Here is a 24,146-nt window from a genome sequence, read left to right as displayed (position 1 = left end):
CGGGCGACGCGCGCGTCGCCCCCACGACCCTGTCCCACCCCTGACCGAAGGAACACCATGGCACCCCTGCGCCCGATGCGCGTCGCCGCGGCACTGTCCGCGACCGCGCTCGCCCTGACCCTCGCCGCGTGCGGCACGACCGAGGAGGCCGCGGACGACACCGCGTCGACCGCGTCCGCCGGCCCGGTGAGCGTGACCGACGAGCGTGACGGCGTCGAGCTCGACGCCCCCGCGACCGCGGTCGTCTCGCTCGAGTGGGGCCTGACCGAGAACCTCCTCGCGCTCGGCGTCGAGCCCGTCGGCGCGGCCGACGTCGCGGGCTACAACACGTGGGACACGTCCGCGCCGCTCGACGCCGCGACGCCCGACGTCGGCACGCGCGGCGAGCCCAGCCTCGACGCGATCTCCGCGCTCGAGCCCGACCTCGTCGTCACCACGACCGACCTGCCCGAGAACGTCATCGCGCAGATCGAGGAGTTCGCGCCTGTGCTCACGCTGCGCGGGTCCGACGGCACCGACCCGCTCGGCTACATGCGCACCACCGTCACGACGCTCGCCGAGGTGACCGGCACGCAGACCGCCGGCGAGGAGCTCCTCGCGGACTTCGACACCGCGATCGCCGACGGCAAGGCCGCGCTCGCGGAGGCCGGCAAGGACGGCGCGACGTTCACCATGGCGGACGGCTGGATGACCAACGGGACCGTCTCGGTGCGCATGTACACCGCCGGGTCGTTCCTCGGCGCGATCGGCGCCGAGCTCGGCCTCGAGAACGGCTGGGAGGGCGAGGGCGACCCCGACTACGGGCTCGCGCAGACCGACGTCGAGGGTCTGACGGCGCTGGGTGACGTCACGTTCGTCTACGCCGCGAGCGACGGCGACGGCGGCGACCCGTTCGCGGTCGGCCTGGCCGACAACAAGGTCTGGAACTCCCTCGCGTTCGTCCAGGCGGGCGACGTGCACCGCGTCCCGGACGGCATCTGGATGTTCGGCGGGCCGCTGTCCGCCGAGGCGTACGTCGACGCGCTCGTCGACGCCCTCACGGCATGACCCCGAGCGCGCCGGGCGCCACCGCGACGCGCGGCGCGCTCACCCCCGGGCCGTCGACCGCACGGTCGGCGGCTCGCGGGCCCGTCGTGCTCGCGTTCGTCCTCGGGCTCGTCGTGCTCGCGGTGCTCTGCCTGGCCGACCTGCTCCAGGGCACGGCCGAGCTCGGCGTCGGGGACCTGCTCGGCGCACTCGTCGGGCACGGTGACACCGCGACCGCGGTGCTGCTCGACTCGCGGCTGCCGCGCCTGCTCGCCGGGCTCCTCGTGGGCGCCGCGCTCGGCGTGAGCGGGCTCGTGCTCCAGGCGATCTCGCGCAACCCGCTCGCCTCGCCCGACACGCTCGCGGTCAACGCGGGCGCCTACACCGCCGTCACGACGGTCGCCGTGGTCGGGCTCGCGGTCCCGTTCTACCTGCAGGGCACCATCGCGTTCGCGGGCGGCCTGCTCGCCGCGCTGCTCGTGCTGCTGCTCGCGCGCGGCGGTGCCGACGGGCCCGCGCGCCTCGTGCTCGCAGGCTCCGCCATCGCGCTCGCCCTCAACGCGCTCACCACGACCCTCCTGGTGCTCTTCCAGGAGGAGACGCGGGGCCTGTTCGCGTGGGGCAACGGCACGATCGTGCAGTCCGGCACGCGGGGCGTGACCCTCGCGCTGCCCGTGGTCGTGCTCGGCCTGCTCGGCGCGCTGCTGCTCGCGCGCCGTCTCGACCTCCTCGCGCTCGGCGACGACGCCGCGCGCGTGCTCGGCGTCGACGTGCGCAGCACCCGGACCCTCGGCGTCCTGACGGCGGTGCTGCTCGCCGCCGTCGCCGTGACCGTGGCCGGGCCGCTCGGGTTCGTCGGCCTCGCCGCACCCGTGATCGCCCGCCTCGTCGCCCGCCGCGTGCGCGGCCTCGGGCGGCACGCGCTGCTCGTCCCGTTCGCCGCGCTGTGCGGCATGCTCGTGGTCCTCGCGGCGGACGTCGCGCTGCGCCTCGTGCTGCCCGTCAAGGCCTCGATCACCGTGCCCACGGGCGTCGTGACGACGCTCGTCGGTGCGGCGCTCATGGTCTGGCTCGCGCTGCGGCTGCGCGACTCGGGCGGTGCCGCGAACGGCGTGCGGGGGCGCCCCCGCAGCCGCGCGCGTGCCGTCGTCGTGCTCGTGGTGCTCTCGGTGCTCGTGGTCGTCGCGCTCGTGGCCGGGCTCCTGCTCGGCGACCGCCTCGTGCTGCTCGGCGACGTCGCGAACTGGCTCGCCGGGACCGCGGGTCGCCAGGTCGGGTTCGTGCTCGACCAGCGCGTGCCGCGCGTGCTCGTCGCCCTGCTCGCCGGCGCCGCGCTGGCGCTCGCAGGCGCCGTGGTCCAGGGCGTGTGCCGCAACCCGCTCGCCGAGCCCGGGCTGCTCGGGGTCTCCGCGGGGGCGGGCCTCGGTGCGGTCGCGGTCGTCGTGCTCGTGCCCGGCGCCGCTGCGGGTCCCGTAGCGCTCGCCGCGGTCGTCGGTGCGCTCGCGACCTTCGCGCTCGTGTACGGGCTCGCCGCGCGCGGGGGGCTCGGCACGGACCGGCTCGTGCTCGTGGGCGTGGGTGTCGCCGCAGCCGCGGGGGCGGCCACGTCGCTGCTCGTGCTCGTGGTCTCGCCGTGGGACACCAACCTCGCCCTCACCTGGCTCTCGGGATCGACCTACGGGCGCTCCATGGCGCAGGTCGTGCCCGTGCTGGTCGCGCTCGTCGTGCTCACGCCCGTGGCCGTGCACCTGCGGCGGGACCTCGACGTGCTCGCGCTCGACGAGGACACCCCGCGCGTGCTGGGCGTGGCCGTCGGCCGCAGCCGCCTCGTGCTGCTGACCGTCTCGGCGCTGCTCACGGCCGCGGCCGTGAGCGCCGTGGGCGTGATCGGGTTCGTCGGCCTCGTCGCCCCGCACGCGGCCCGCGCGCTCGTGGGGGCCCGGCACGTGCGCGTGCTGCCCGTCGCGATGCTCCTGGGCGCGCTGCTCGTGAGCGTCGCCGACACGATCGGGCGCACCGCGTTCGCGCCCGTGCAGCTGCCCGCGGGACTCGTCACGGCCGTCGTCGGCGCGCCGTACTTCGTGTGGCTCCTGTGGCGCGACCGACGCGCCTGACGCCGGTGTGATCCGGGCGACATGTGCTCGGGCAACCTTCCGTCGTCCGCGGGGGTGAGGTTAGGCTTACCGACATGACGGACGTCGCGCAGGCCGCACCCCTCGAGGACACGGCACAGGTCACCGACCAGCCCTACCGGATGTTCGACGTGACCGTCTCGCGGATCACCCGGCTGTGCGCCTCGTTCGTGCGCGTGACCTTCACGGGCGACGACCTCGACGAGTTCGCCGACAACGGCCGCGACCAGCGCATCAAGTTCGTGCTCCCCGCGCCCGACGGCGGGTACGTGCACCTCGACCGCAGCGCCGAGTGGTTCGCCGCGTGGCGCGCGCAGCCCGAGGAGCGTCGCAACCCGCTGCGCACCTACACCGTGCGCGCGGTGCGGCACGACCGCAAGGAGGTCGACGTCGACGTCGTCCTGCACGGCGACCTCGGCCCCGCCTCGCGCTGGGCGATGTCCGCCGGGCCCGGCACCCCGCTCGTGATCCTCGGCCCCAACGCCCGTCACCAGGGCGTGCACGGCGGCCTCGAGTTCACCCCGCCCGCGTGCAGCCACGCGCTGCTGCTGGCGGGCGACGAGACCGCGGTGCCCGCGATCACGTCGATCTGCGAGTCGCTCGACGACGACGCGGTCGGCGAGATCTTCATGGAGGTCCCCACGGCCGACGACACCTGGACGTTCGACGTGCCCGCCGGCGTCCGCGTCACCTGGCTGCCCCGCGACGGCGCGGCGCACGGCGCGCACCTCGTGCCCGCGGTGCGCGACGCCGCCGACCGGCTCCTCGCGATGGGCGTGCGGCGCTCGCAGGCCGAGCTCGCGGAGCCCGAGGCGCTCGAGGACGTCGACGTCGACGAGGGCATCCTGTGGGAGGTGCCCGTCGACGAGCACGGCGCCCCGCTCGTGCAGGACACCGTGCTCTACGCGTGGCTCGCGGGCGAGGCCGGCGTCATCAAGACCCTGCGCCGCTACCTCGTGAGCGAGCTCGGCGTCGACCGCCGGGCCGTCGCGTTCATGGGCTACTGGCGCGAGGGTCGCGCCGAGAACTGACCCCGGTCAGCCGAGGAACCGCACCGCGATCGGCGTCTCGACCGCGCCGTCGCCCTCGCGCACGACCCGGAACGCCTGCCCGTCGGGCCGCTCGCTCACCGCCTCGACGAGCTCGCCGTCGCGCCACAGCAGCGCCACGCCGTCGTCGGCCGCGTACCCGTCGCCGAGGGCGCCGCCCGCGACCATCGCCCGGTAGCCGGCGCGCCGGTCGGCCTCGCCGAGGTAGTGCGGGCACGCCGAGCCGGGCAGCAGCCCGAGGCCGTCGGGCAGCGCGGCGAGCGGCCCGAACGAGTCGGTCGACGAGCCCTCGTACCAGCAGTTCATCCCCGCCGAGATGCCCGCCATGATCGTGCCGCGCGCGGCCGCCCGCGCCAGGAGCGTGTCGAGGCCGTGCAGCCGCCAGAGTGCGAGCAGGTTCGCGGTCGAGCCGCCGCCGACGTACACGACGTCCTGCTCGAGCACCTCCTTGAGGCGGTCGACCGTGATCGACCCCTCGGGGCCGCTCCCGAACAGCGACAGCACCCGTGCCTGCGCACGGCCCTCGAACGCGGCCAGGAAGCGCTCGGCGTAGACCGCCGCGTCGCCGCTCGCGGTGCCGACGAAGCACACGCGCGGGTCGTCCGTGCGCGCCAGGGACAGCAGGAAGTCGTCCAGGAGCGGACCACGGTCGCCCGCGACGTCGGGCATCGAGAACCCGCCGCCGCCGAGGGTCAGGAAGGTCCCGGTGCGCGTCGTCATGCGGGGACGATAGCGGACGTCGTGGTCCCGAGGTGCTGCGGTCGCGTCGTCACGCGTCGTCACGCGTCGATCGCGGTCGCGAGGTCCTCGACGACCTCGACCCCGGGGGCGGCCGCGAGCAGGTCGCCCGGCAGCAGCAGCTTGGACCGCCGCACGCCCGAGCCGATCAGCGCGAGCGTCCCCGGCTCCGCGACCCGCGCGTCTGCGAGCACCCGCCACCCGGCGGGCACGCCGAGCGGCGTGATACCGCCGTGCTCCATGCCCGACTCCGCGACCGCGCGCTCGTGCGCGAGGAACGACGCCTTGCGCACGTCGAGCAGGCGGCGCACCCGGGTGTTGACGTCGGCGCGCGTGGTCGCGCGCACGACCACGGCCGCGACCCGCTCGTCGTCGCCGCGCCGGCCGGCGACCACGACGCAGTTCGCGGACGCCTCGGTCGGCAGGCCGTGCACGGCGTTGAGCGTCGCGGTGTCGGCGTGGTCGGGGTCGATCGGCGCGACCGCGACCTGGGTGCGGACCCGCTCGTCCTGCTCCGCCCACGCGGTCAGCGCCGCGAGCACGGGGGCGGCGAGCAGGTCGGGGCGGTCGAGGGCGGGCTCCCACGCGAGGGATCCGAGGCGCGGCAGGTCGTGCCCGCTCATGCGGGGATCTCGTACGTGCCCGTCAGGGTCGCGCGCCCGATCGTGCGGAACAGCGCCGTGAACGCGACCTTGGTCGGCGGTGCGTCGGCGTCCAGCCCGAGGCTCTCGACGTCGAGCGCGTGCACCGCGAAGACGTAGCGGTGCGGCCGGTCGCCGGGCGGCGGTGCCATGCCCGTGTACCCGGTGCCGCCGCCGTCGTGGCGGACGTGGAACGCGCCGTCCGGCAGGCCGGAGCCGTCGGGTGCGCCCGCGCCCGCGGGCAGCGAGGTCACGTCGGCCGGGACGTCGACGACGGTCCAGTGCCAGAACCCGGCGGGCGTCGGGGCGTCCGGGTCGAAGCAGCTCACGACGAACGAGCGTGTTCCGGCGGGGTGGCCCGACCACGCGAGCGCGGGGGAGCGGTCGCCGCCGTCGGCGACGAAGGCCTCGTCGATCGGGGCGCCGGCGGCCAGGTCGTCGCTCGTGAGCGTGAATCCGGGGACGGCGGGCAGCTGGGCGTAGGGATCGGGTGCCTGGGGGCGGTCCTGGAGGTTCATCACAGCATCGTGTGTCATCGCGGGCCCTCCCGCACGGCCGCGGACGACGCGTGGCCGGGTGGGTGGGAGCGTGCCGAGCGGCGTGCCGACCGGTGTACGGCCGGCGTGTCCGGGCGGGTGTCCGGGCGGGGACGTGGGCCTCTCGCAGGGCTGTGTCAGCGGTGCGAGAACCCTCATCCTCAGGTGGAGCCTGAGGTGCGGCGATATGTCTGGATGTGTCCTTGAGGGTTGCCGCAGCCGCAGGATCGTGCGGCTGCGGCGGGGTCGTCGCCCGGTTGACACGGCGCGCGCGGAGGCGTGTACTTGAACTGTTCGAACATGCGTTCGAACAGTCACCGTTCGACCGGTCACCACCGGCAACGCACGATCTGCTGGGAGGCGAGATGAGCGTCGTCGTCGAGCCGCGTGCAGGTCTCCCGGAAGAGCGGGGCGCGCTCGATCGTCCTGCCACTGATCGCCCGGTTCCTGATCGTCCTGCCGTTGATCGCCCGGTTCCTGATCGGGCGAGCGCCGCCCGGGCCGCGCTCGCCGCGGCCGAGCTGCGCACCGGCGTGCGCACCCCGGGCCGCGTCGGTGTCCGACCGCTCGCCCCCACGGTGCTGCGGCCGGAGATCGCGACCGCGGCGCGCGAGGGCACGCACCAGGAGCCCGTCGAGGCGTCCGCGCGCTTCTGGCCCGTGCACCCCGACCTCGCCGACCTTCTGCCGCAGGGTGCGGTCCAGCGGGGCACCGTGCTCGTGGTGCAGGGCTCGACGGCCCTGCTGCTCGCGCTCGTCGCCGAGGCGTCCCGCGCCGGGGCGTGGACGACCATGGTCGGGCACGCGCGCGTCGGGATGGTCGCGGCGGTCGACGCCGGGATCGACCTCGAGCGCACCGCCCTCGTCCCGGCGCCCGGACCGGACGCCGCCGCCGCGGTCGGCGCGCTGCTCGACGGCGTGGACGTCGTGGTCGTCGGCCCCGAGGCCGCGCTCGACGACGCCGACCGCCGTCGGCTCCTGGGCCGGGCGCGCGAGCGGGGGAGCGTGCTCGTGGCAGCGCAGCCGTGGCCCGGGGCGCACGTCGTGCTCACGGCCGGCGCGAGCACCTGGGCCGGCGTCGACCACGGGGCGGGGTGGTTGCGCAGCCGGACCCTCCCGGTCGAGCGTGCCGGGAGGGCGGGCGCCGCGCGTCCGCGCCGCTTCGAGGTCACGCTGCCGCTGCGTCCCCTCGCGCCCGGGCGCGCGCCCGGGACGGTCGGGGGCGCGCAGGCTGCCGCCGGCTCGCTCCTCGCCGACCCGCCCACGCGCGGCCCGGCCCCGCCCGTCCTGCGGAGGGTCGGATGACGCCGTCGATCGGGTCGACGGGCCCGAGCATGTCGACGAGCCCGAGCGGGTCCCCGGCCCGGAGCGCACCCACACGCCCGGTCGCGCCCACGCGCACCGCCGTGCTCTGGGTGCCCGACTGGCCCGTCCTCGCCGCGATGCGCGTCGCGGACGTCCCCGCGCACACGCCCGCGGTGATCCTCGACGGCCACCAGGTGGTCGCGGCCTCGGCGACCGCGCGCTCGCAGGGCGTGCGCCGGGGCATGCGCCGACGTCGCGCGCAGGAGTGCTGCCCCGAGGTCGCGCTGCTCGCGCTCGACGAGGCCCGCGACGCCCGCGAGTTCGAGCCGGTGGCCGCGGCGGCGGAGAGCGTCGTCGCGGGCGTCGAGATCGCGCGCCCGGGGCTGCTGCTCCTGCCCGCGGGAGGGCCTGCGCGCTACCACGGCTCGGAGACCGCGCTCGCCGAGGCGCTCGTCGCCCGGGTCGTCGAGCGCACGGGCGACGAGGCGCAGGTCGGCGTCGCCGACGGGATCCTCGCGGCCGTGCTGGCGGCCCGGGGCGACCGCGTGGTCGCCCCGGGCGGGTCGCCCGCCTACCTCGCGGGCCACCCCGTGGGCGAGCTCGTGCACGCCGTCGCGGGCGACGCGGCCGAGCGCCGTGCGGTGGGCGACCTCGTCGACCTGCTCGGGCGGCTCGGCGTGCGCAGCCTGGGTGCGCTCGCGGCGCTCCCGCCCGAGAGCGTGCACGCCCGGTTCGGCGCGCTCGGCGCGTGGGCGCACCGGCTCGCGACGGGCGCCGACCTGCGCCCGCCCGCGCGCCGACGGCTCGAGCCCGACGTCGAGGTCTTCACCGAGCTCGACCCGCCCGCCGAGCGGGTCGACGTCGCGACGTTCGCCGCGCGCAGGCTCGCCGAGGACCTCCACGACCAGCTCGTGCGCCGGTCGCTCTCGGCCGGGCGGCTGCGCATCACGGCCCGCACCGAGGCCGGCGACGACCTCGACCGGGTGTGGCGCTGCGGCGACGACGCGATGGGCGGCCTCACGCCCGCCCGCATCACCGAGCGCGTGCGCTGGCAGCTCGAGGGCTGGCTCACCGCGGCCTCGCTCCAGGTCGGTGCCCGCACCGGGAACCTCGTCGCGCTCGGCATCGCGGCCGAGGAGCTCACGCCCGCCGGTGCCCAGCAGCCCCGGCTGTGGGGCACCTCGAGCGGCGAGGACCACCGCGCGCGGCGCGCGCTCGGGCGCGTCCAGGGCATCCTGGGCGGCGACGCGGTGCTCAGCGTGCAGCTCCAGGGCGGCCGCGACCCGCGCGACCGCGTGCACCTCGTGCCGTTCGGGGAGTCCGCGCCCCCCGCGCGGGACCCGGCGCTGCCGTGGCCCGGCGCCCTGCCCAGCCCCGCCCCGGCGAGCGTCCTGACCGAGCCCGAGGACGTCACGGTGCTCGACGCCGCCGGCCGGCCCGTCGTCGTCGGCTCCCGGCTCGGCATGAGCGCCCCGCCCGCCACGGTCCACCGGGCGGACGGCGCCCGGCCGGGCGCCGTCCGCGGGTGGGCGGGCCCCTGGCCGGTCGCCGAGCGCTGGTGGACGGCTGCCCCGCGGCGGCGCGTGCACCTGCAGGTCGTGCTCGACGACGGCACGGGGCTGCTGCTCGCGGCGACCCGGGGCTCCTGGGCGGTCGAGGCGATCTATGACTGAGACGTCCACGACCGGGAGACCGACCGCCGGGCGACCCCGGTACGCCGAGCTCCACGCCCACTCGGCGTTCAGCTTCCTCGACGGCGCCTCGCACCCCGAGGAGCTCGCGGCCGAGGCCGCCCGCCTGGGCCTGAGCGCGCTCGCGGTCACCGACCACGACGGCCTGTACGGCGTCGTACGGTTCGCGCAGGCGGCGCGCGCGGTCGACCTGCCCACGGTGTTCGGCGCCGAGCTGCACCTGCCCGCCCCCACGGCGTCCGGCCCGGTGCTCGACGCGCCCACGGGCGTGCCCGACCCGCGCGCGACCCATCTGCTCGTGCTCGCGCGCGGCGCCCAGGGCTACCGCAACCTCTCGAGCGCGATCGCGACCGCGCACCTCGCGACCGGCACCAAGGGCGCGGCGCGCTACGACCTCGGCACGCTCGGCGAGCAGTCCGCGGGGCAGTGGCTCGTGCTCACCGGCTGCCGCAAGGGGGCCGTGCGCCAGGCTCTGACCGGCACGACGGGTACGGGGACGGCCGCCTACGACCTGCCCGCGGCACGCCGCGAGCTCGACGTGCTCGTCGACGCGTTCGGACCCGACAACGTCGCGGTCGAGATCACCGACGGCGGCGACCCGCGCGACGCCGACCTGTGCGACGCGCTCGCGGACCTCGCCGCCGACGCGCGCCTGCCGCTCGTCGCGACGGGCAACGTGCACTACGCCCGGCCCCGCGACGCCGACCTCGCCGGGGCGCTCGCGGCGGTGCGTGCCCGCGCGTCGCTCGACGACATGGACGGCTGGCTCCCCGGCGCCCCGACCGCGCACCTGCGCTCGGCGACCGAGATGCTCGCCCGGCACCGACGGCACCCGCAGGCCGTGGCGACCGCGGCCGCGCTCGGCGACGAGTGCGCGTTCGACCTGTCGCTCGTGGCGCCCGACCTGCCGCCCTACCCGGTGCCCGACGGGCACGACGAGGCGTCCTGGCTGCGCGTGCTCACCGAGCGCGGCGCGACCGAGCGCTACGGGCCCCGCGACGCCGAGCGGCTGCCCGGCGCGTGGGCGCAGATCGACCACGAGCTGCGCGTCATCACCGACCTGCACTTCCCCGGGTACTTCCTCATCGTGTACGACCTCGTCGAGTTCTGCCGCGTGCGGGGGATCCTCGCGCAGGGGCGCGGGTCGGCCGCCAACTCCGCGGTCTGCTACGCGCTCGGCATCACGGCCGTCGACGCGGTGCGGCACGGACTCCTGTTCGAGCGGTTCCTCGCGCCCGAGCGCGACGGGCCGCCCGACATCGACGTCGACATCGAGTCCCGGCGTCGCGAGGAGGTCATCCAGCACGTCTACGAACGGTTCGGGCGCACGCACGCCGCGCAGGTCGCGAACGTCATCTCGTACCGGCCGCGGTCCGCGGTGCGCGACGCCGCCCGGGCACTCGGGCACGACGTCGGCCAGCAGGACGCGTGGAGCAAGTCGATCGAGCGGTGGGGGTCGCTGCGCGGCCCCGACCCGACGTCGCCCGCGGCCGACCGCGCCGCCAAGGCCGCGGGCATCCGCTCCAAGACCGCCGTCAAGGACGAGAAGGTCGCCTCCCTGTGGGGTCCGTCGCCCGCGGTCGAGGACCCGCTGGCCGCCGCCCGTCGGGGGCGCGCCGACCGGGCGCACACCGGCCACGCGTCGGCCGGCAGGGGTCCGGTCATGGCGGCAGGTCCGGTCACGACGGCGGACGGCCACGACGTCGTGCCCGCGCACCGACCGGCGTCCGCGGCCGAGGACGGCGAGATCCCCGACGACGTCCTCGACCTCGCCGAACGGTTCCTGCGCCTGCCGCGGCACCTCGGCATCCACTCGGGCGGCATGGTGCTGTGCGACCGGCCGGTCATCGAGGTGTGCCCCGTCGAGTGGGCGCGCATGCCCGGACGCACGGTGCTGCAGTGGGACAAGGAGGACTGCGCCGACGCGGGGCTCGTCAAGTTCGACCTGCTCGGCCTCGGGATGCTCACCGCGATCCGGCTCGCGTTCACCTCCGTGCGCGAGCACGAGGGCGTCGAGCTCACGCTGCACGGGCTGCCGCCCGAGGACCCGGCGGTCTACGACCTGCTGTGCGCGGCCGACACGGTCGGGGTCTTCCAGGTCGAGTCGCGCGCCCAGATGTCGACCCTGCCGCGCCTGCAGCCGCGCTGCTTCTACGACATCGTGATCGAGGTCGCGCTGATCCGCCCCGGCCCGATCCAGGGCGGCTCGGTGCACCCGTACATCGCCCGGCACGCGGGCCGCGAACCCGTGACCTACCTGCACCCGCTGCTCGAGAAGTCCCTCGCCAAGACGCTCGGGGTGCCGCTCTTCCAGGAGCAGCTCATGCAGATGGCGATCGACGTCGCCGACTTCACGCCGTCCGAGGCCGACCAGCTGCGCCGGGCCATGGGGTCCAAGCGGTCGGTCGAGCGCATGGAGGCCCTGCACGCGCGCCTCATGCAGGGCATGGCCCGCAACGGCATCACGCCCGACGTCGGCGAGCAGATCTTCGACAAGCTCAAGGCGTTCGCCGACTTCGGGTTCCCCGAGTCGCACGCCTACTCGTTCGCGTTCCTCGTGTACGCGAGCGCGTGGCTCAAGGTGCACCACCCGGCCGCGTTCTACGCGGGACTCCTCGCCGCGCAGCCCATGGGCTTCTACACGCCGCAGTCGCTCGTGGCCGACGCCCGCCGGCACGGCGTGCAGACCCTGCGCCCCGACGTCAACGCCTCGGCCGTGCAGGCGTGCGTCGAGCGCCTGCCCGACCAGGCGCTCGCGGTGCGCACGGGGCTCGCGACCGTGCGGGGCGTCGGGGAGCCGGTGGCCGAGCGGATCGTCGCGGCCCGGCGTCTGGACGCGGACGGCGCCCCGCTGGCTCCCGGCGCCCCCGACCGGCCGTTCGCCGACCTGCGCGACCTCGCGCGCCGCGTCGACCTGACCACGGCCCAGCTCGAGGCGCTCGCGACCGGGGGCGTGCTCGCCCCGCTCGGGGTCGGGCGGCGCGAGGCGCTGTGGGCGGCGGGGGCGCTCGCGCAGGAGGGCCCGGGCACGCTGCCGGGCGTGAGCGTCGGGGTCGACGCGCCGACGCTGCCCGGCATGAGCGAGGTCGAGACCGCGGTCGCCGACGTCTGGGCCACGGGCGTGTCGACCGAGTCGTACCCGACGCAGTTCGTGCGCGACGGGCTCGTGCGCGCGGGCGTGCTCACGGTCGCCGAGGTGTTCGGGCACGAGGAGGCGCGCCGGGTCGCGGTCGCGGGCGTCGTCACGCACCGCCAGCGCCCGGGCACGGCCGGGGGAGTGACGTTCCTGTCGCTCGAGGACGAGACCGGGATCCTCAACGTGGTCTGCTCGCCCGGCCTGTGGCGGCGCTTTCGCACCGTCGCGCGCTCGGCGCGGGCCATGGTCGTGCGCGGCCGGGTCGAGCGGGCGGACGGCGCGACGAACCTCGTCGCGGAGCACCTGGCTCCGCTGTCTCTGCAGGTCGCGACGAGCTCGCGCGACTTCCGGTGAGCGCGGCGCAGCCGTTCGGCGAGCCGTCGTCGCCGGGTGTCAGTCACCACGGCGGGGTGACGCCGTTCTCTTCAGCACTCAGCGCCGCGAGGCGCGCGGTGGTCTGCACGCACTCGCGCCACCAGGCGTGCACGTTCTCGAACTCGTAGTCGTCGGTCACGGACAGGTGGATGACTGGGAATCCACCGTCGGTGAGCGGTCCGTTCATCCAGATGATGCTGGTCCACTGTCCGCCAAGGGGCGCGGGACGCGAGGGTGACGCCATGACGATTCCTGCCAGCGCACAGAGCCCCACCGCACAGCGTGCCGCCGCACCCGTGACCTCTCCCCGGGATGCCGCGATTCCCCGACTCACCGCGATCGGCGGGCCGACGGTCCTGATCGAGTGGGGTGGCGTCCGTCTGCTCACCGACCCGACCTTCGACGGGCCCGGCGTGTACCCCGTGGGGTCGCGCTCCCTCGTCAAGACCGCGGGCCCCGCGCTCTCGGTGGAGCAGGTGGGACGGGTCGACGCGGTGCTGCTCTCGCACGACCAGCACGCCGACAACCTCGACCGGTCGGGCCGGGCCCTGCTCGCCGACGTCCCGCGCGTGCTCTCGACGCCCGAGGCGGCGGCCCGGCTGGCGGGCAGTGACTGGAGGCCGGGCCGGGACGGTAGAGCGGGTCGCGACGGTAGAGCGGGTCGGGACGGCACAGCGGGTCGCGCTGCGGACCGGGAGGGTCTGGCGGACGTCGCCGGACCGGCGCGCGTCGAGGGGCTCACCCGCTGGGGGACGACCCGGGTCGGGGACCTCGTCGTGACCGCCGTCCCGGCGCTGCACGGACCGCCCGGGTGCGAGCGGGCGACGGGGACGGTCACCGGGTTCCACCTGCGCGCCCCGGACGGCGTGTCGCTGTACGTCTCGGGCGACAACGCGTCGCTCGAGCTCGTCCGGGAGATCCGGGCGCGCCTGGGTGCGGTCGACGTCGCCGTCCTGCACCTGGGGGCGGCACGGTCACCGCTGCTGGACGCCGATCTCACGCTCGACGCCGCCGGTGGCCTTCACGCGGCGGCGATCCTCGGCGCGGTGCACGTGCTGCCGGTGCACGCCGACCAGTGGGCGCACTTCACGCAAGGGTTGGACGACGCGCGTGCGGTGTTCGCCGCGGCGGGCCGTGAGGTGCTCGCGGGGTGAGTGGCCTCAGCGCAGGGCGCCGGTGAGCGCGTCGAGCGTGCCCTGGGTGTCGAACCCCATCTGGGTCAGCAGCGCCCACCCGACGCCGAACACCGCGTAGATGCTCACGGGCGTCATGACGATCCACTCGCGGACCGACCCGGCGTCGCCGAGGATCGGCAGCGCGAAGCCGCCCCCGGACTTCCAGATGCTGCCGAGGAACCTGTTGCGCCGCACCCAGCGGGGCGACTTGATCTCGATCGGCCACAGCAGCGGGCACCCGCCCGTCGTCAGGACGTCGCCGAGGATGTGCACGATGCAGCCGAGCGCGACGGCGAACGGCATCCAGTTCCACTCCTCGGGGGCGAGCAGCGCGATGAGCACCGCGAGCGTGACCGACGAGACCCAGGGGCCGAACTTCCCGTTGCGGGTGAGCTTGAGCGCCTTGAGCGCGAACGCGGCGAGCAGGATCGTCATGATGCCCGCGCCCACGCCGATCTCGCCGAACGCCTCGGTCTGCACGGTCCACGTGCCGGCGAGCCAGGCGATCGCGGTGAACACGACGACGCCGAGGATCGAGTGGGTGCCGTTGCGGTGCCCGCCAGAGATCGCGCCGATCGCGCGCGTCATGTGCTCGGAGACCGGGGGCAGCGAGTGGGCGATCGTGCCCGAGTGGTGGTCGGCGTCGGGCAGCAGCGCGGCGCCGGCGCACACGATCGCCCCGGTGATCACGCCGACGTTCGACACGGGGTGCACGCCGAGCGTCAGGGGAGCGGTCGAGGCGAGCGCGACCCAGGCCGCCGCTCCGCTGGCGGCGTGGTGGCCACCCATCATGGGTCTGATTCCTCATCTGTCGCGAAGTACGTCGGCTTCTGCCGGGATGCGCGGTTCACTCTACCGGAACAAATAGTGTGCCAAGCAGAGTTGTCGCAGGTCAGCGGCCCGAACGACCCGGTCGCGAGGAACCCCAGGTGTCGGCTTCCTGCCAGGGTGCCCCGCCTGCCCTGAATCGTTGCTTCGGTCCAGCAGGACGATGTGCGCACCGTGTGACAGTCTCGTGACGAGCATCACGACATCTCAGGCGTGCGCGCGCCGGCGGCAGGGCACCCGCCGGGGTGCGAGGACAGGGAAGACGAGGGGCCTTGATGGGGCGGAACGGGTCGATGCACGGAGCTCGGACGGCACGGCGGTCGGGAGGTCGGCGGGCGGGATCCCACCGGTCGCGTGCTCAGGGTTCGTGGGCCCGGCGCGGCTGGGCCGCGCTCGGCGCGGTGCTGCTCGCGATGCCGCTCGCGGTCGTGCCGGCGCTGCCGGCTGCGGCCGCGCCGGCCTGGGGGATCTCGAAGCTCGAAACGAGCACGGGACCGTACCTGCCCGGACAGACTGTCACCTGGGTCGTGACCGTGTCGTGTTCCGACCCCAACTTTGACCCGTGCGTCCCTACCACCATGACCGACACCTTGCCCGACGGTGTGGAGCTCGTCAGCGCGTCCATCCAGAACCAGGAAGGCGCGTCCGGCGGCTCGTTGGACGTCGACACCGAGACGGACACCGTCACCTACATGGCCGACAGCGTGAACAACGGCGGGCAGGTGCAGATCCTTGTCACGGCGCAGATCGCCGACGACATCCCCTACAGCGCGAGCGGCGAGCCGATCACCAACACCGCGACGGTCGACTCGGACAACACGGACTCGAAGTCAGCCACGGACGACATCGTCGCGAACGTGCCGCTCGTGCTCGACTCGACGACCACCAAGACGATCAACCCCGAGGGGGCGATCGCGAGCCCCGGCACGCCGGCGACCGTGACCCTGGGCAGCACCAACACCTCGAACGACCCCGTGAGCTCGCTCGTGATCACCGAGCCGACGGCGGACACCGACCCGAACCCGTTCACGTACCTCGGCTTCACCGGGTGGGGTGCCGTGACCTGGCCCGAGGGCGCGACGTCCGCCGACGTGACCTTCGCGTGCGCCGACGGGACGTCACCGGTCGGGACGAGCACGACGCCCGACACCCTCCCGGACCCGCCGGCCGGCTGCGAGGTCGAAGGCTTCACGATCGAGTTCGACGGAGCGATCGAGATCGGGGCGTCCGCGTCCGTGCCCTTCGACGTCGAGCAGACCGACGAGGTGACCACGCTGACCGACACGACGACCGTCGCCGACACGACCGAGTCGAACGTCGTGCACGCCGAGGGAGAGTCCACGCCCCGTCCCGCGAGCGACACCTACGTCCTGACCCCGCCGAACAACTCGGTGATCCCCAGCAAGTCCTTCACACCGCCGGTCGTGAGCGCGGGGGACCCGGCCACGGTGACCCTGGGTGCGGTCAACGACGGCGACCCGACGACGTCGCTGTCGATCACCGAGCCGTCACCCGACACCCCGAGCCCCTTCGAGGGCGACGACGCCCTGACCTTCACCGGGTGGGGCACGGCCGACGAGCCGGGCGTCGTGCAGTGGCCGAGCGAGGCGACCGCCGCGAGCGTGACGTACACGTGCAGTGACAGCTCCACGCCGACCGTCCCCGCCACGGCGGAGGACACGCTGCCCGAGCCGCCGGCCGGATGTGTCGTGGTCGGGTTCACGGTCGACTTCACGGGTGACATCGTCACGGGCGCCGAGGCGTCCCTGCCGTTCCAGGTCAGCACGGACCTCGACCAGGAGACGGACAACGTCCTGCACCCCAACGAGATCACGGTGAGCATCCCCAACGACTCCCAGACGGCGGACGCGACGCTCGAGACGCTCACCGACCGGCTCGCGACCGAGTCCTCGAAGACGATCTCGCCGTCGAGCATCCCCGCGCTACCGGGCCAGACGGTCGTCGTGGGCCTCCCGACCCAGCTCCTGCCGTTCGGCGAGGACGGGTCCACGACGAACGCCGACCAGATCGTGGTGCAGGACCCGACGAGCACGGACGACCCCGCCGAGTTCTGGGACGACTTCACCGCCTCGTCGGTTCGCTCGACCGAGGTCCCCGCCGGGACCTCGCTCACCGTCAACTACTGGGACGGGACCGCCTGGGTCGAGGCGCCGGGCTGCGGCAGCCCCGTCGAGGGTGCGGCGACCGTCAACTGCGACCTGCCCGACGGCGCCCAGGGGGTGCAGTTCGTCTACGACGACACGACCGGCGAGGGGATCCCGCCCGGCACGAGCGTCTCGCCGAACTTCGTCGCCGCGTACGACGGTCCGCAGGACCGTGACGCCCCGATCGAGAACTGCGGCGCGTCGAGCTCGTCCTCGACGTCGGTCAACCCGACCGAGCAGGCCGAGGGCTGCGACAGCGTCGACCCGTTCCCCGTGCCCACCAACCCCGGCGATCTGAACTTCGTCGCGAAGGACTTCCTCGCCCCGGCGGGGCAGTCCGACACGCCGTACTCCGTGCGGGCCCGCACGCAGGACGAGATCACCGCGCAGATCACGTGGTCGACCAACGGGTTCGAGGGTGTGGACCCCATGGTGATCAGCGACCTTGCGGACCCCGTGGCCGCTGACGACCCGGCGATCGACGGGTCGTTCTACGACGCGTTCGACCTCGTCTCGATCCCCGCGATCGACGCCTCGCTCGACCCGCTGATCCGGTACGACGCGATCACCGCGGTCGAGCTCTACGTCGACGGCGCCTGGGTCCCTGCGGGCGGTGCTGCGACACCCTGTACCGTCGCCGACCCGTGCGTCGGCTCGTTCCCGGGATACACGCTGACGGACGACGAGAGCGCGGCCGCGACGTCCGTCCGACTCACGTACACCGAGGCGCCGAACAGGTCGCAGTTCCCGGCCGACCCGACCGTGCCCGCCCAGGGCGAGGGCGTCGCCCGCTCGACGCAGGCCGACGGGCGCCACGTCGACCTGGAATTCCGTCTCCGCGACGACCGCCGTAGCGGCGGGCCCGCGCTCGGGCGGGACCAAGGCGAGATCTACAACACCACCGACGCGGGACTGGTGACGGACACCGCGCGTGCCACGGCGACGTTCCAGGGTGCAGAGCGGACCGACACCGATGACGACGACGTGCTGATCCTCGACGAGCCGATCAACGTGGGGATCGGCAAGCAGTGGGCCGGCGGGCCGCTCTCCGTCCCGCCGCAGGGGACGCCGTACGCCGACTTCCCGACCACAGTCGTGACGATCACCGCGTCCAACAACTCGGTCGCGCGGGTCGACGAGCTGCGCATCGCCGAGCCGTCCACGGCCAACGGCGACAACGTCGTCGAGCCCGAGACGACGGCGGATGCGAGTCCCTTCGACGCGTTCACCCTCACGGACATCATCGACGTCTCGCCGCCCGACGGCACCGAGACGACGGTCGTGACGCTGACGAGGGTCGGGGGAGCGACCACCGACTACACCGAGGCCGAGGCGCAGGCCTTGACCGCCGACGAGCTCGCCGACGTGATCGGCGTCGAGGTCACCTTCGACGGAAGGATCGCCTCGACCGAGACAGGTGTCAACGAGGGCGTGCTCGAGATGCGGCTCAAGCTCCGCGAGCTCGACCGGTACACGGGCGAGCGGGTCACGATCGCCCACGACCCGAACCCGGTGCCGAACAGCGCCGGTGCGGAGGTCTCCGACCCGGGCGGGACGACGACGCAGACGCCCCAGGCGTGGGCCACGGCGGACATGGAGCTCCGGGACGCCGAGATCTCGATGGTCCAGACCAAGTCCTTCAGCCCCGGGGCGGTCGTCGAGCCGGGTTCGGACGCCGAGCCCAACCCCACGTCCGTGCTCGAGATCACGGGCCAGCCCACCGGGCCGTCTCGCGCCGTCGAGATGACCCTGACCGACGTCGACGGCAGCTTCTGGAACCAGTACGACCTCGTCGACCTCGCCGACACGACGTTCCGGGCCCCGATCGACCAGGTCCAGATCGACGCCTGCACGGGCGGCACCTACGACGAGGCGAGCGACACGTTCGCGGGCTGCACGTGGACCGACGGGGAACCGTCCGACGCGTTCGCCCTGCCGGACGGCGTGGACGCGGCCGACGTCGTCGGGCTGCGCTTCACGTTCACCAAGGCCGACGGGACCATCTGGGAGAACCCGTCCAACCCGACGCAGGTCGTGCACCTGACGGTCCGGGTGCGCGAGACGCTCCGGTCGGACCCGGACGTGCTCGTCCCGACCGACCTGACCCTCAACGACCCGGCACCCGGCGAGGACGCTCCCGGCATCGCGACCAACGACGTGACCGCGACGGTCACGGGCGCCGACCTCGTCTTCGACCCTGCCGACCCGGACAACCCCGCCCCGGTGAGCAGCGAGGCCGATGCGAGCGGGACGATCACGTACGCGCACGCGGAGAACGGCGTCAAGATCGTCAAGGACTTCGACTCGGACATCTCGGAGGGCACCAAGCCCCCGGGCGTGGCGTTCCCCATGAACATCACGGTGACGAACGTCGGCAACCGGCCGATCGTCGACCCGGTCATCAGCGACCCGATGCCGACCGACGCGGACGGGCCGCAGCTGCGCCTCGCCGACGTCGACGAGCCGTACTCCTACGCACTGACCGAACCGGCGGCCGCACCGCCCGGACAACCCAACGGGCCGCAGCTGCCGACCGACCCCGACGCCGTGACGGTCGACCGCACGGGCAACGTGGCCGGTCTGACGTGGACGTTCCCTCCGGGCACGGTGCTCGAGGTCGGGCAGTCCTACACGATCACCGTGCAGGTCATCTTCCGTACGACGCTCGCCGCGAACACGACGGTCGAGAACACCGCGGGAGTCACCGGCGACAGGCCCTGGGACGTCTGCCGCGCGCAGTCGGGCGACACGGGAGCCGACATCGACGGGCGGCTCGACGCCGAGACCGGTGCGTGCGAGGCGGACGCGGACGTCACGCCGATCCCGTCGGGCGTCCTCGCGGAGTCGAAGCTCGTCAAGGCGACGAACGACGAGTACCCGCTCGGCGTCATCGTCGACCCCGACCAGCCCGGCTCCGTCACGGCCGACGACTGCTCGCCGAACATCTCGGGCTTCTACGCGTACCCCTGCACCCCCGTCATCCCGCCGGGGCAGAACGAGACGTGGCGCATCCGGGTCGACAACGTCGGCAACCTGCCCATGGACAAGGTGGTCATCTACGACCGCTTCCCGAGGCCGGGGGACACGGGGTCGGACCCGACGAGCAGCTCGCAGCGTGACTCGCAGTTCACGCCGGTCTTCACCAACGACCCGCCGCCCGAGGTCGTCAACGCGCCCGCGGGAAGCACGACGACGTTCTACTACACGACGGTCACCGACTACTGCCCCGACGACCTCGCCGACCCGCTCAACGAGCCGTCGTGCTCGGCCGACCCGTCGGCCGGCGGGTGGGCCGAGCTGACGCCCGACACGCCCGAGGCGACGCTCGAGCAGATCACGGCGCTCAAGACGGTCATCGTCATGGCGCCCGACAACCTGTTCCGTCCGGGAGCCTTCATCGCCCTCGACGGCACGTCGACCACGCCGCCCGAGGCGCCCGAGTCCGGGGACGAGTCGATCGCCTTCAACTCCGCGGCGACGTCCGGCGTCATCGTGACGCAGAACGGTACCCGGTTCAGCTCGCTCTCGACGGAGGGCGTCAAGGTCGGCGTCGCGACCGCGACGGGCCCGCTCGAGATCGACAAGCTCGTCACGGGCGCGGGTGCCGACTACGCGCCCGACTCCTTCGAGATGGAGCTCGTGTGCACCTCGGCGGTCGGGTCGTGGCTCGAGACCGAGCTCGACCCGATCCCGGTGACCGTGACGCCGGGGACCCCGACGGTCGTGCCGAACCTCCCGTACGGCGCCGAGTGCACGCTCACCGAGGACACCGCGACCAACGGTCAGAGCGAGCTCCTCGTGGGCACGGTGACGATCGACAGCCAGGACCCGGAGAACCCGACGAGGCTGCTCGCGATCAACCGGTACGACCTGTCGACGATCGTGATCGACAAGCAGGTCGTGACGGACGCGGTCGACGAGACGGGTGAGCCCGTGCCGTTCGGTCCGTTCAGCGGCACGGTCGAGTGCACGTTCCTCGGCGAGGACGTCTACGCGTCCGGCTACTCGGCCGACGACCCGATGGAGTTCACGATCGAGGACGGCGAGTCGGTCGAGTTCGACGACCTGCCGGTCGGTTCGGACTGCGTCGTGACCGAGACGGACGACGGCAACGCGTCGTCCACCACGATCACGGTGCGCCACGGGCTGCAGGAGCCGGTCACCACCGCGGGCTCCACGGCGGTCCTGGACCTGCTGGGCGACGTCGTCAGCATCCCGCGCAACGCGGTCACGCTGACCAACACCTTCGACGTCGGGGTGCTCGACCTCGAGAAGGCCGTCGTGGGGACGGGGGCCGAGGCCTACGGCACCGGGCCCTTCACGATCGAGGTCGTCTGCACCTACGACGACGACGGTGACGGCCCGGGCGAGGCGCGCACGGTCTACGACAGCACGGTGGTGCTCGGGGGTGACGCGCCGCTGACCGCGGAGATCGCGAACCTCCCGGAGGGCGCGGTGTGTGCTGTGCGCGAGCTCGACGACGCCGGGGCCACGGGGGCCGTCGTGCTCCCGGACACCATCACCGTCGACTCCGAGACGCCCGCCCAGGTGGTCATCACGAACACGTTCGACACGGGCGAGATCCAGGTCGACAAGGACCTCGCCGGTCTCGGCGCGCTCTACGGGCCCGGACCGTTCGAGGTCGAGCTCGCGTGCACCTACGAGGACGTCGAGCTGACGATCCCCGACGGTGCGACGCGTGAGCTCGACGCGGGCGGCGACGGCGTGCTCTACACGGGCCTGCCGGTCGGTGCGGAGTGCACGCTCACCGAGACGAACACGTTCGGCGCCACGTCGACGACCATCGTGGTCGACGACGGCGACCCGTCCGAGTTCCCCGCCGGCCAGGACCCGACGGTCGACGTCACGGTGCCGGCCGCGGTCGACGGCGAGCCGACGACGGTCGAGGTGGGCGTGACCAACACGTTCGAGACCGCGCCGCTCGTGGTGCGCAAGGTCGTCGACGGCGACGGGGCGGCCTTCGCCCCGCCGATGCCCGAGCTGCCCGCGCTGCCGACCACGCTCGAGGAGCTCGCGGACTTCGACCTCGGGTCGGTGCCGTTCGACGAGTTCCCGTACGAGGTGCAGATCGCCTGCGAGTTCGACGGGCTCGACGTGCCCATCGTGGGCGGCGACACCCGCCGCTTCGGTCCTGGGTTCCCCGGCCTGTACTTCGGGCTCCCCGACGGCGCGGTGTGCACCGTGACCGAGCTCGAGAACGGCGGGGCCACGGACACGGCGTACGCCCCGAACCCGGTGATCGTCGACGGCGAGGCGTCGCTCGAGGACCCGGTCACGGCCGTGGTCACCAACACGTACGACGTCGGGTCGATCGAGGTCGACAAGGTCGTGGACGGTGACGGTGCGGCGTTCGTGACCGCGCCGTTCGAGGTCTCGCTCACGTGCACCTTCGAGGGGAAGGACATCGAGGTGCCCGGTGGTCCGACGCGCACCGTGACGCCGGACGAGCCCGCGACGTACGAGGGTCTGCCGATCGGCGCCGAGTGCGTCGTGACCGAGACCGACGACGCGGGCGCGGCGGAGGTCACGATCTCGTCCCAGACCGTGGGCCGGGACCCGAGCGACCCCGAGGCCGAGGGGGAGACCGGCGGTCCGGGCGAGGTCCAGGTGTCGCGCGAGGACTGGGACGACCCGGCGGTCGTCACGGTGACGAACACGTTCGACGTCGGCTCGCTCGAGGTCGACAAGCTCGTGGACGGCGACGGTGCCGAGGACTTCGGTGCCGGACCGTTCGAGTCGACGCTCGAGTGCACCTTCCAGGGTGAGCCCATCGAGATCCCGGGCGGCCCGACCCGCTCGCTCGTGCCCGGCAGCCCGGCGGTGTACGAGGGCCTGCCGGTCGACGCCGCGTGCGCCGTCACCGAGTCCGGCACGGGGGGAGCGACGTCCACGACGGTCGCGACCGTGGGGTCGGACGGCGTGCCGGGCGACGTCGTGGTCCCCGCGGACGACGCCGAGCCGGCCGTGGTCCTGCTGACGAACACGTTCGACGTGGGTCAGGTGCTCGTGACCAAGGAGCTCGACGGCGACGGCGCGGGCCTGCACGAGGACGACACGTTCACGGTCGAGCTCGCCTGCACGCAGGACGTCGACGGCGAGCAGGTCGCGGTCGAGGTCCCGGGCGGGGCCGAGCGCGGGCTCACGGCCGATGCGGACTGGTCGACCACGTACACCGTGCCGCAGGGCGCGACGTGCACCCTGACCGAGACCGGGACGGGCGACGCCGAGGAGGTCGCCTTCACGGTCGACGGCACCACGCAGGCCGCGGACCTCGCCGCGGGCGATCCCACGACCGACGAGTTCACGGTGCCCGTCGCCGAGGTCTCGGAGGTCGACCTCACGGTCACCAACACGTGGTCGGCGCCGCCGTCCGACGGGACGCTCCCGTGGACCGGTGCCACGGTCGCGTGGGCCGCGGTGCTCGCGGCGCTGTTCCTCGGGGCCGGGACGCTCATGATCGTCGAGGGTCGACGCCGCCAGGAGTGATCCGACGCGAGCACCGAAGGCCGCGGTCGGGATCCCTCCCGGCCGCGGCCTTCGGCGTCGCCGCCTCGGGGTCGAACGTGGCACGTCGATCGCGACGCGTCCGCGCCTCTAGGGCGCGGCCTCAGGGCGTGGTCAGCGCGGCCGGCCTCAGGAGGGCGAACGTCTCGTCGAGGAGCTGCGCGATGCCCACGCCGCCGTCCCGGTGGACCCATTCCGCGTGGCTGACGTCGAGGCAGGTCAGCGCGGCGAGGGTGATCGCGCGTGCCTGGTACGCCGTGGTCGCGCCGGGCCCCGGCAGGGTGTCGGCGACGACGGGGACGAGCAGCGTCATCCAGGCGAGGTGCTTCTCGGTGTTGCGGGCGCGCAGGACCGGTGTGCGGATCATGACGCGCGTTGCTCGCAGCGCCCCGTCAGGATCTGCCTCGATCGTCGCGACGACGGGGTCGAACGCCGCCCGCAGGGCGTCCCACAGCGGCATCGTCCCCACGTTCTCGGCGAGGCTGGCCCGGACGGGCTCTCCGTAGACCATCGGGTCCCCGAGCACGATGTCTTCCTTGGCGGCGAAGTAGCGAAAGAAGCTCCGAGGCGACAGGCCGACCGCTGTCGCGATCTGGTCCACGGTCGTCTCGTCGAAGCCGCACTCGTCGAACATCACGAGAGCCGTTCGTGCGATCTGGTCGCGGACGGCGATCCGAGTGCGCTCACGAAGGCTCGGGCCCTGGCTTCCGCTCATCCGTCAAGCATACAGCGCCCGCCGTTTGTGGCAGTGACTGTCATGTAGGGCATATGCTGCCACCATGTCGTCGCGCCACTCGAGCGGCGCGGCCACGACTGAAAGGCGCA

The 24,146-nt window shown here is 74.0% G+C and carries 15 protein-coding genes; 8 read left to right on the top strand and 7 right to left on the bottom strand.

All coding sequences use genetic code 11. From position 1 onward, the window contains the following. Positions 1 to 57: 57 nt before the first annotated feature. The 3 genes from CLV28_RS09420 (at position 58) to CLV28_RS09410 (ending at position 4,189) form a co-directional block, all read left to right on the top strand. Positions 58 to 1,047, top strand: a complete 990-nt coding sequence (locus CLV28_RS09420) for an ABC transporter substrate-binding protein (protein ID WP_275405091.1) — start codon at positions 58 to 60, stop codon at positions 1,045 to 1,047. After that, a complete protein-coding gene (locus CLV28_RS09415) occupies positions 1,044 to 3,140 on the top strand; it encodes an iron ABC transporter permease (protein WP_100423000.1) in 2,097 nt (698 codons plus the stop codon). The genes CLV28_RS09420 and CLV28_RS09415 overlap by 4 nt, the downstream gene beginning before the upstream one ends. A gap of 74 nt (positions 3,141 to 3,214) precedes the next feature. Then, positions 3,215 to 4,189 (top strand): siderophore-interacting protein, encoded by a 975-nt coding sequence (locus tag CLV28_RS09410; RefSeq protein ID WP_100422999.1) that lies wholly within the window; start codon positions 3,215 to 3,217, stop codon positions 4,187 to 4,189. A 6-nt stretch (positions 4,190 to 4,195) separates the two neighbouring features. Here the strand turns inward: CLV28_RS09410 and CLV28_RS09405 are convergent, their stop codons facing one another. From CLV28_RS09405 to CLV28_RS09395, 3 genes are read right to left on the bottom strand one after another with little or no spacing between them, the layout of a single operon-like run. Beyond that, positions 4,196 to 4,927: a Type 1 glutamine amidotransferase-like domain-containing protein gene (locus CLV28_RS09405; RefSeq protein WP_100423136.1), complete on the bottom strand. Its 732-nt coding sequence runs from the start codon at positions 4,925 to 4,927 to the stop codon at positions 4,196 to 4,198. 59 nt (positions 4,928 to 4,986) lie between these two features. Next, positions 4,987 to 5,568, bottom strand: a complete 582-nt coding sequence (locus CLV28_RS09400) for a YbaK/EbsC family protein (protein WP_100422998.1) — start codon at positions 5,566 to 5,568, stop codon at positions 4,987 to 4,989. Then, the gene (locus CLV28_RS09395) at positions 5,565 to 6,104 is read right to left on the bottom strand and encodes a YbhB/YbcL family Raf kinase inhibitor-like protein (RefSeq protein WP_100422997.1); all 540 of its coding nucleotides are present in this window, start codon (positions 6,102 to 6,104) and stop codon (positions 5,565 to 5,567) included. The genes CLV28_RS09400 and CLV28_RS09395 overlap by 4 nt, the downstream gene beginning before the upstream one ends. 383 nt (positions 6,105 to 6,487) lie before the next feature. On the opposite strand from CLV28_RS09395, the gene CLV28_RS09385 reads away from it, so the two are divergent. Genes CLV28_RS09385 through CLV28_RS09375 form a run of 3 tightly spaced genes read left to right on the top strand, consistent with a single transcriptional unit; the run spans position 6,488 to position 12,607 of the window. Further along, complete coding sequence (locus CLV28_RS09385; protein WP_157802579.1) at positions 6,488 to 7,426, top strand: hypothetical protein; 939 nt, start codon at positions 6,488 to 6,490, stop codon at positions 7,424 to 7,426. Beyond that, positions 7,423 to 9,099: a DNA polymerase Y family protein gene (locus tag CLV28_RS09380; RefSeq protein WP_239073342.1), complete on the top strand. Its 1,677-nt coding sequence runs from the start codon at positions 7,423 to 7,425 to the stop codon at positions 9,097 to 9,099. Before CLV28_RS09385 ends, CLV28_RS09380 begins: the two co-directional genes overlap by 4 nt. Continuing rightward, positions 9,092 to 12,607, top strand: coding sequence for an error-prone DNA polymerase (locus CLV28_RS09375; protein ID WP_100422994.1), 3,516 nt, complete (start codon positions 9,092 to 9,094; stop codon positions 12,605 to 12,607). The genes CLV28_RS09380 and CLV28_RS09375 overlap by 8 nt, the downstream gene beginning before the upstream one ends. A gap of 43 nt (positions 12,608 to 12,650) precedes the next feature. Here the strand turns inward: CLV28_RS09375 and CLV28_RS15520 are convergent, their stop codons facing one another. Next, the gene (locus CLV28_RS15520) at positions 12,651 to 12,815 is read right to left on the bottom strand and encodes a hypothetical protein (protein WP_157802578.1); all 165 of its coding nucleotides are present in this window, start codon (positions 12,813 to 12,815) and stop codon (positions 12,651 to 12,653) included. 55 nt (positions 12,816 to 12,870) lie between these two features. Here CLV28_RS15520 and CLV28_RS09370 point away from each other — a divergent pair, with 55 nt between their 5' ends. Then, positions 12,871 to 13,782, top strand: coding sequence for an MBL fold metallo-hydrolase (locus CLV28_RS09370; RefSeq protein ID WP_100422993.1), 912 nt, complete (start codon positions 12,871 to 12,873; stop codon positions 13,780 to 13,782). 6 nt (positions 13,783 to 13,788) lie between these two features. Here CLV28_RS09370 and CLV28_RS09365 read toward each other — a convergent pair whose 3' ends face one another. Both CLV28_RS09365 and CLV28_RS16205 read right to left on the bottom strand, forming a co-directional pair. Then, positions 13,789 to 14,595, bottom strand: a complete 807-nt coding sequence (locus tag CLV28_RS09365; protein ID WP_100422992.1) for a metal-dependent hydrolase — start codon at positions 14,593 to 14,595, stop codon at positions 13,789 to 13,791. A gap of 394 nt (positions 14,596 to 14,989) precedes the next feature. After that, positions 14,990 to 15,121 carry a hypothetical protein gene (locus tag CLV28_RS16205; RefSeq protein WP_275405092.1) on the bottom strand — a complete coding sequence of 44 codons (132 nt, stop codon included), beginning with the start codon at positions 15,119 to 15,121 and terminating at the stop codon, positions 14,990 to 14,992. Between the two features lie 88 nt (positions 15,122 to 15,209). Here CLV28_RS16205 and CLV28_RS09355 point away from each other — a divergent pair, with 88 nt between their 5' ends. Beyond that, positions 15,210 to 23,303 (top strand): DUF5979 domain-containing protein, encoded by an 8,094-nt coding sequence (locus tag CLV28_RS09355; RefSeq protein ID WP_157802577.1) that lies wholly within the window; start codon positions 15,210 to 15,212, stop codon positions 23,301 to 23,303. 121 nt (positions 23,304 to 23,424) lie between these two features. Here the strand turns inward: CLV28_RS09355 and CLV28_RS09350 are convergent, their stop codons facing one another. Next, on the bottom strand, positions 23,425 to 24,036 hold the full coding sequence (locus CLV28_RS09350) for a TetR family transcriptional regulator (RefSeq protein WP_100422989.1): 612 nt from the start codon (positions 24,034 to 24,036) through the stop codon (positions 23,425 to 23,427). Positions 24,037 to 24,146 lie beyond the last annotated feature (110 nt).

It is taken from the genome of Sediminihabitans luteus (assembly GCF_002797595.1).
In the GTDB taxonomy this organism is placed as follows: Bacteria; Actinomycetota; Actinomycetes; order Actinomycetales; family Cellulomonadaceae; genus Paraoerskovia; species Paraoerskovia lutea.
The sequence above is the reverse complement of the archived record's forward strand: the minus strand, read 5'-3'. Positions and strand labels throughout refer to the sequence as shown.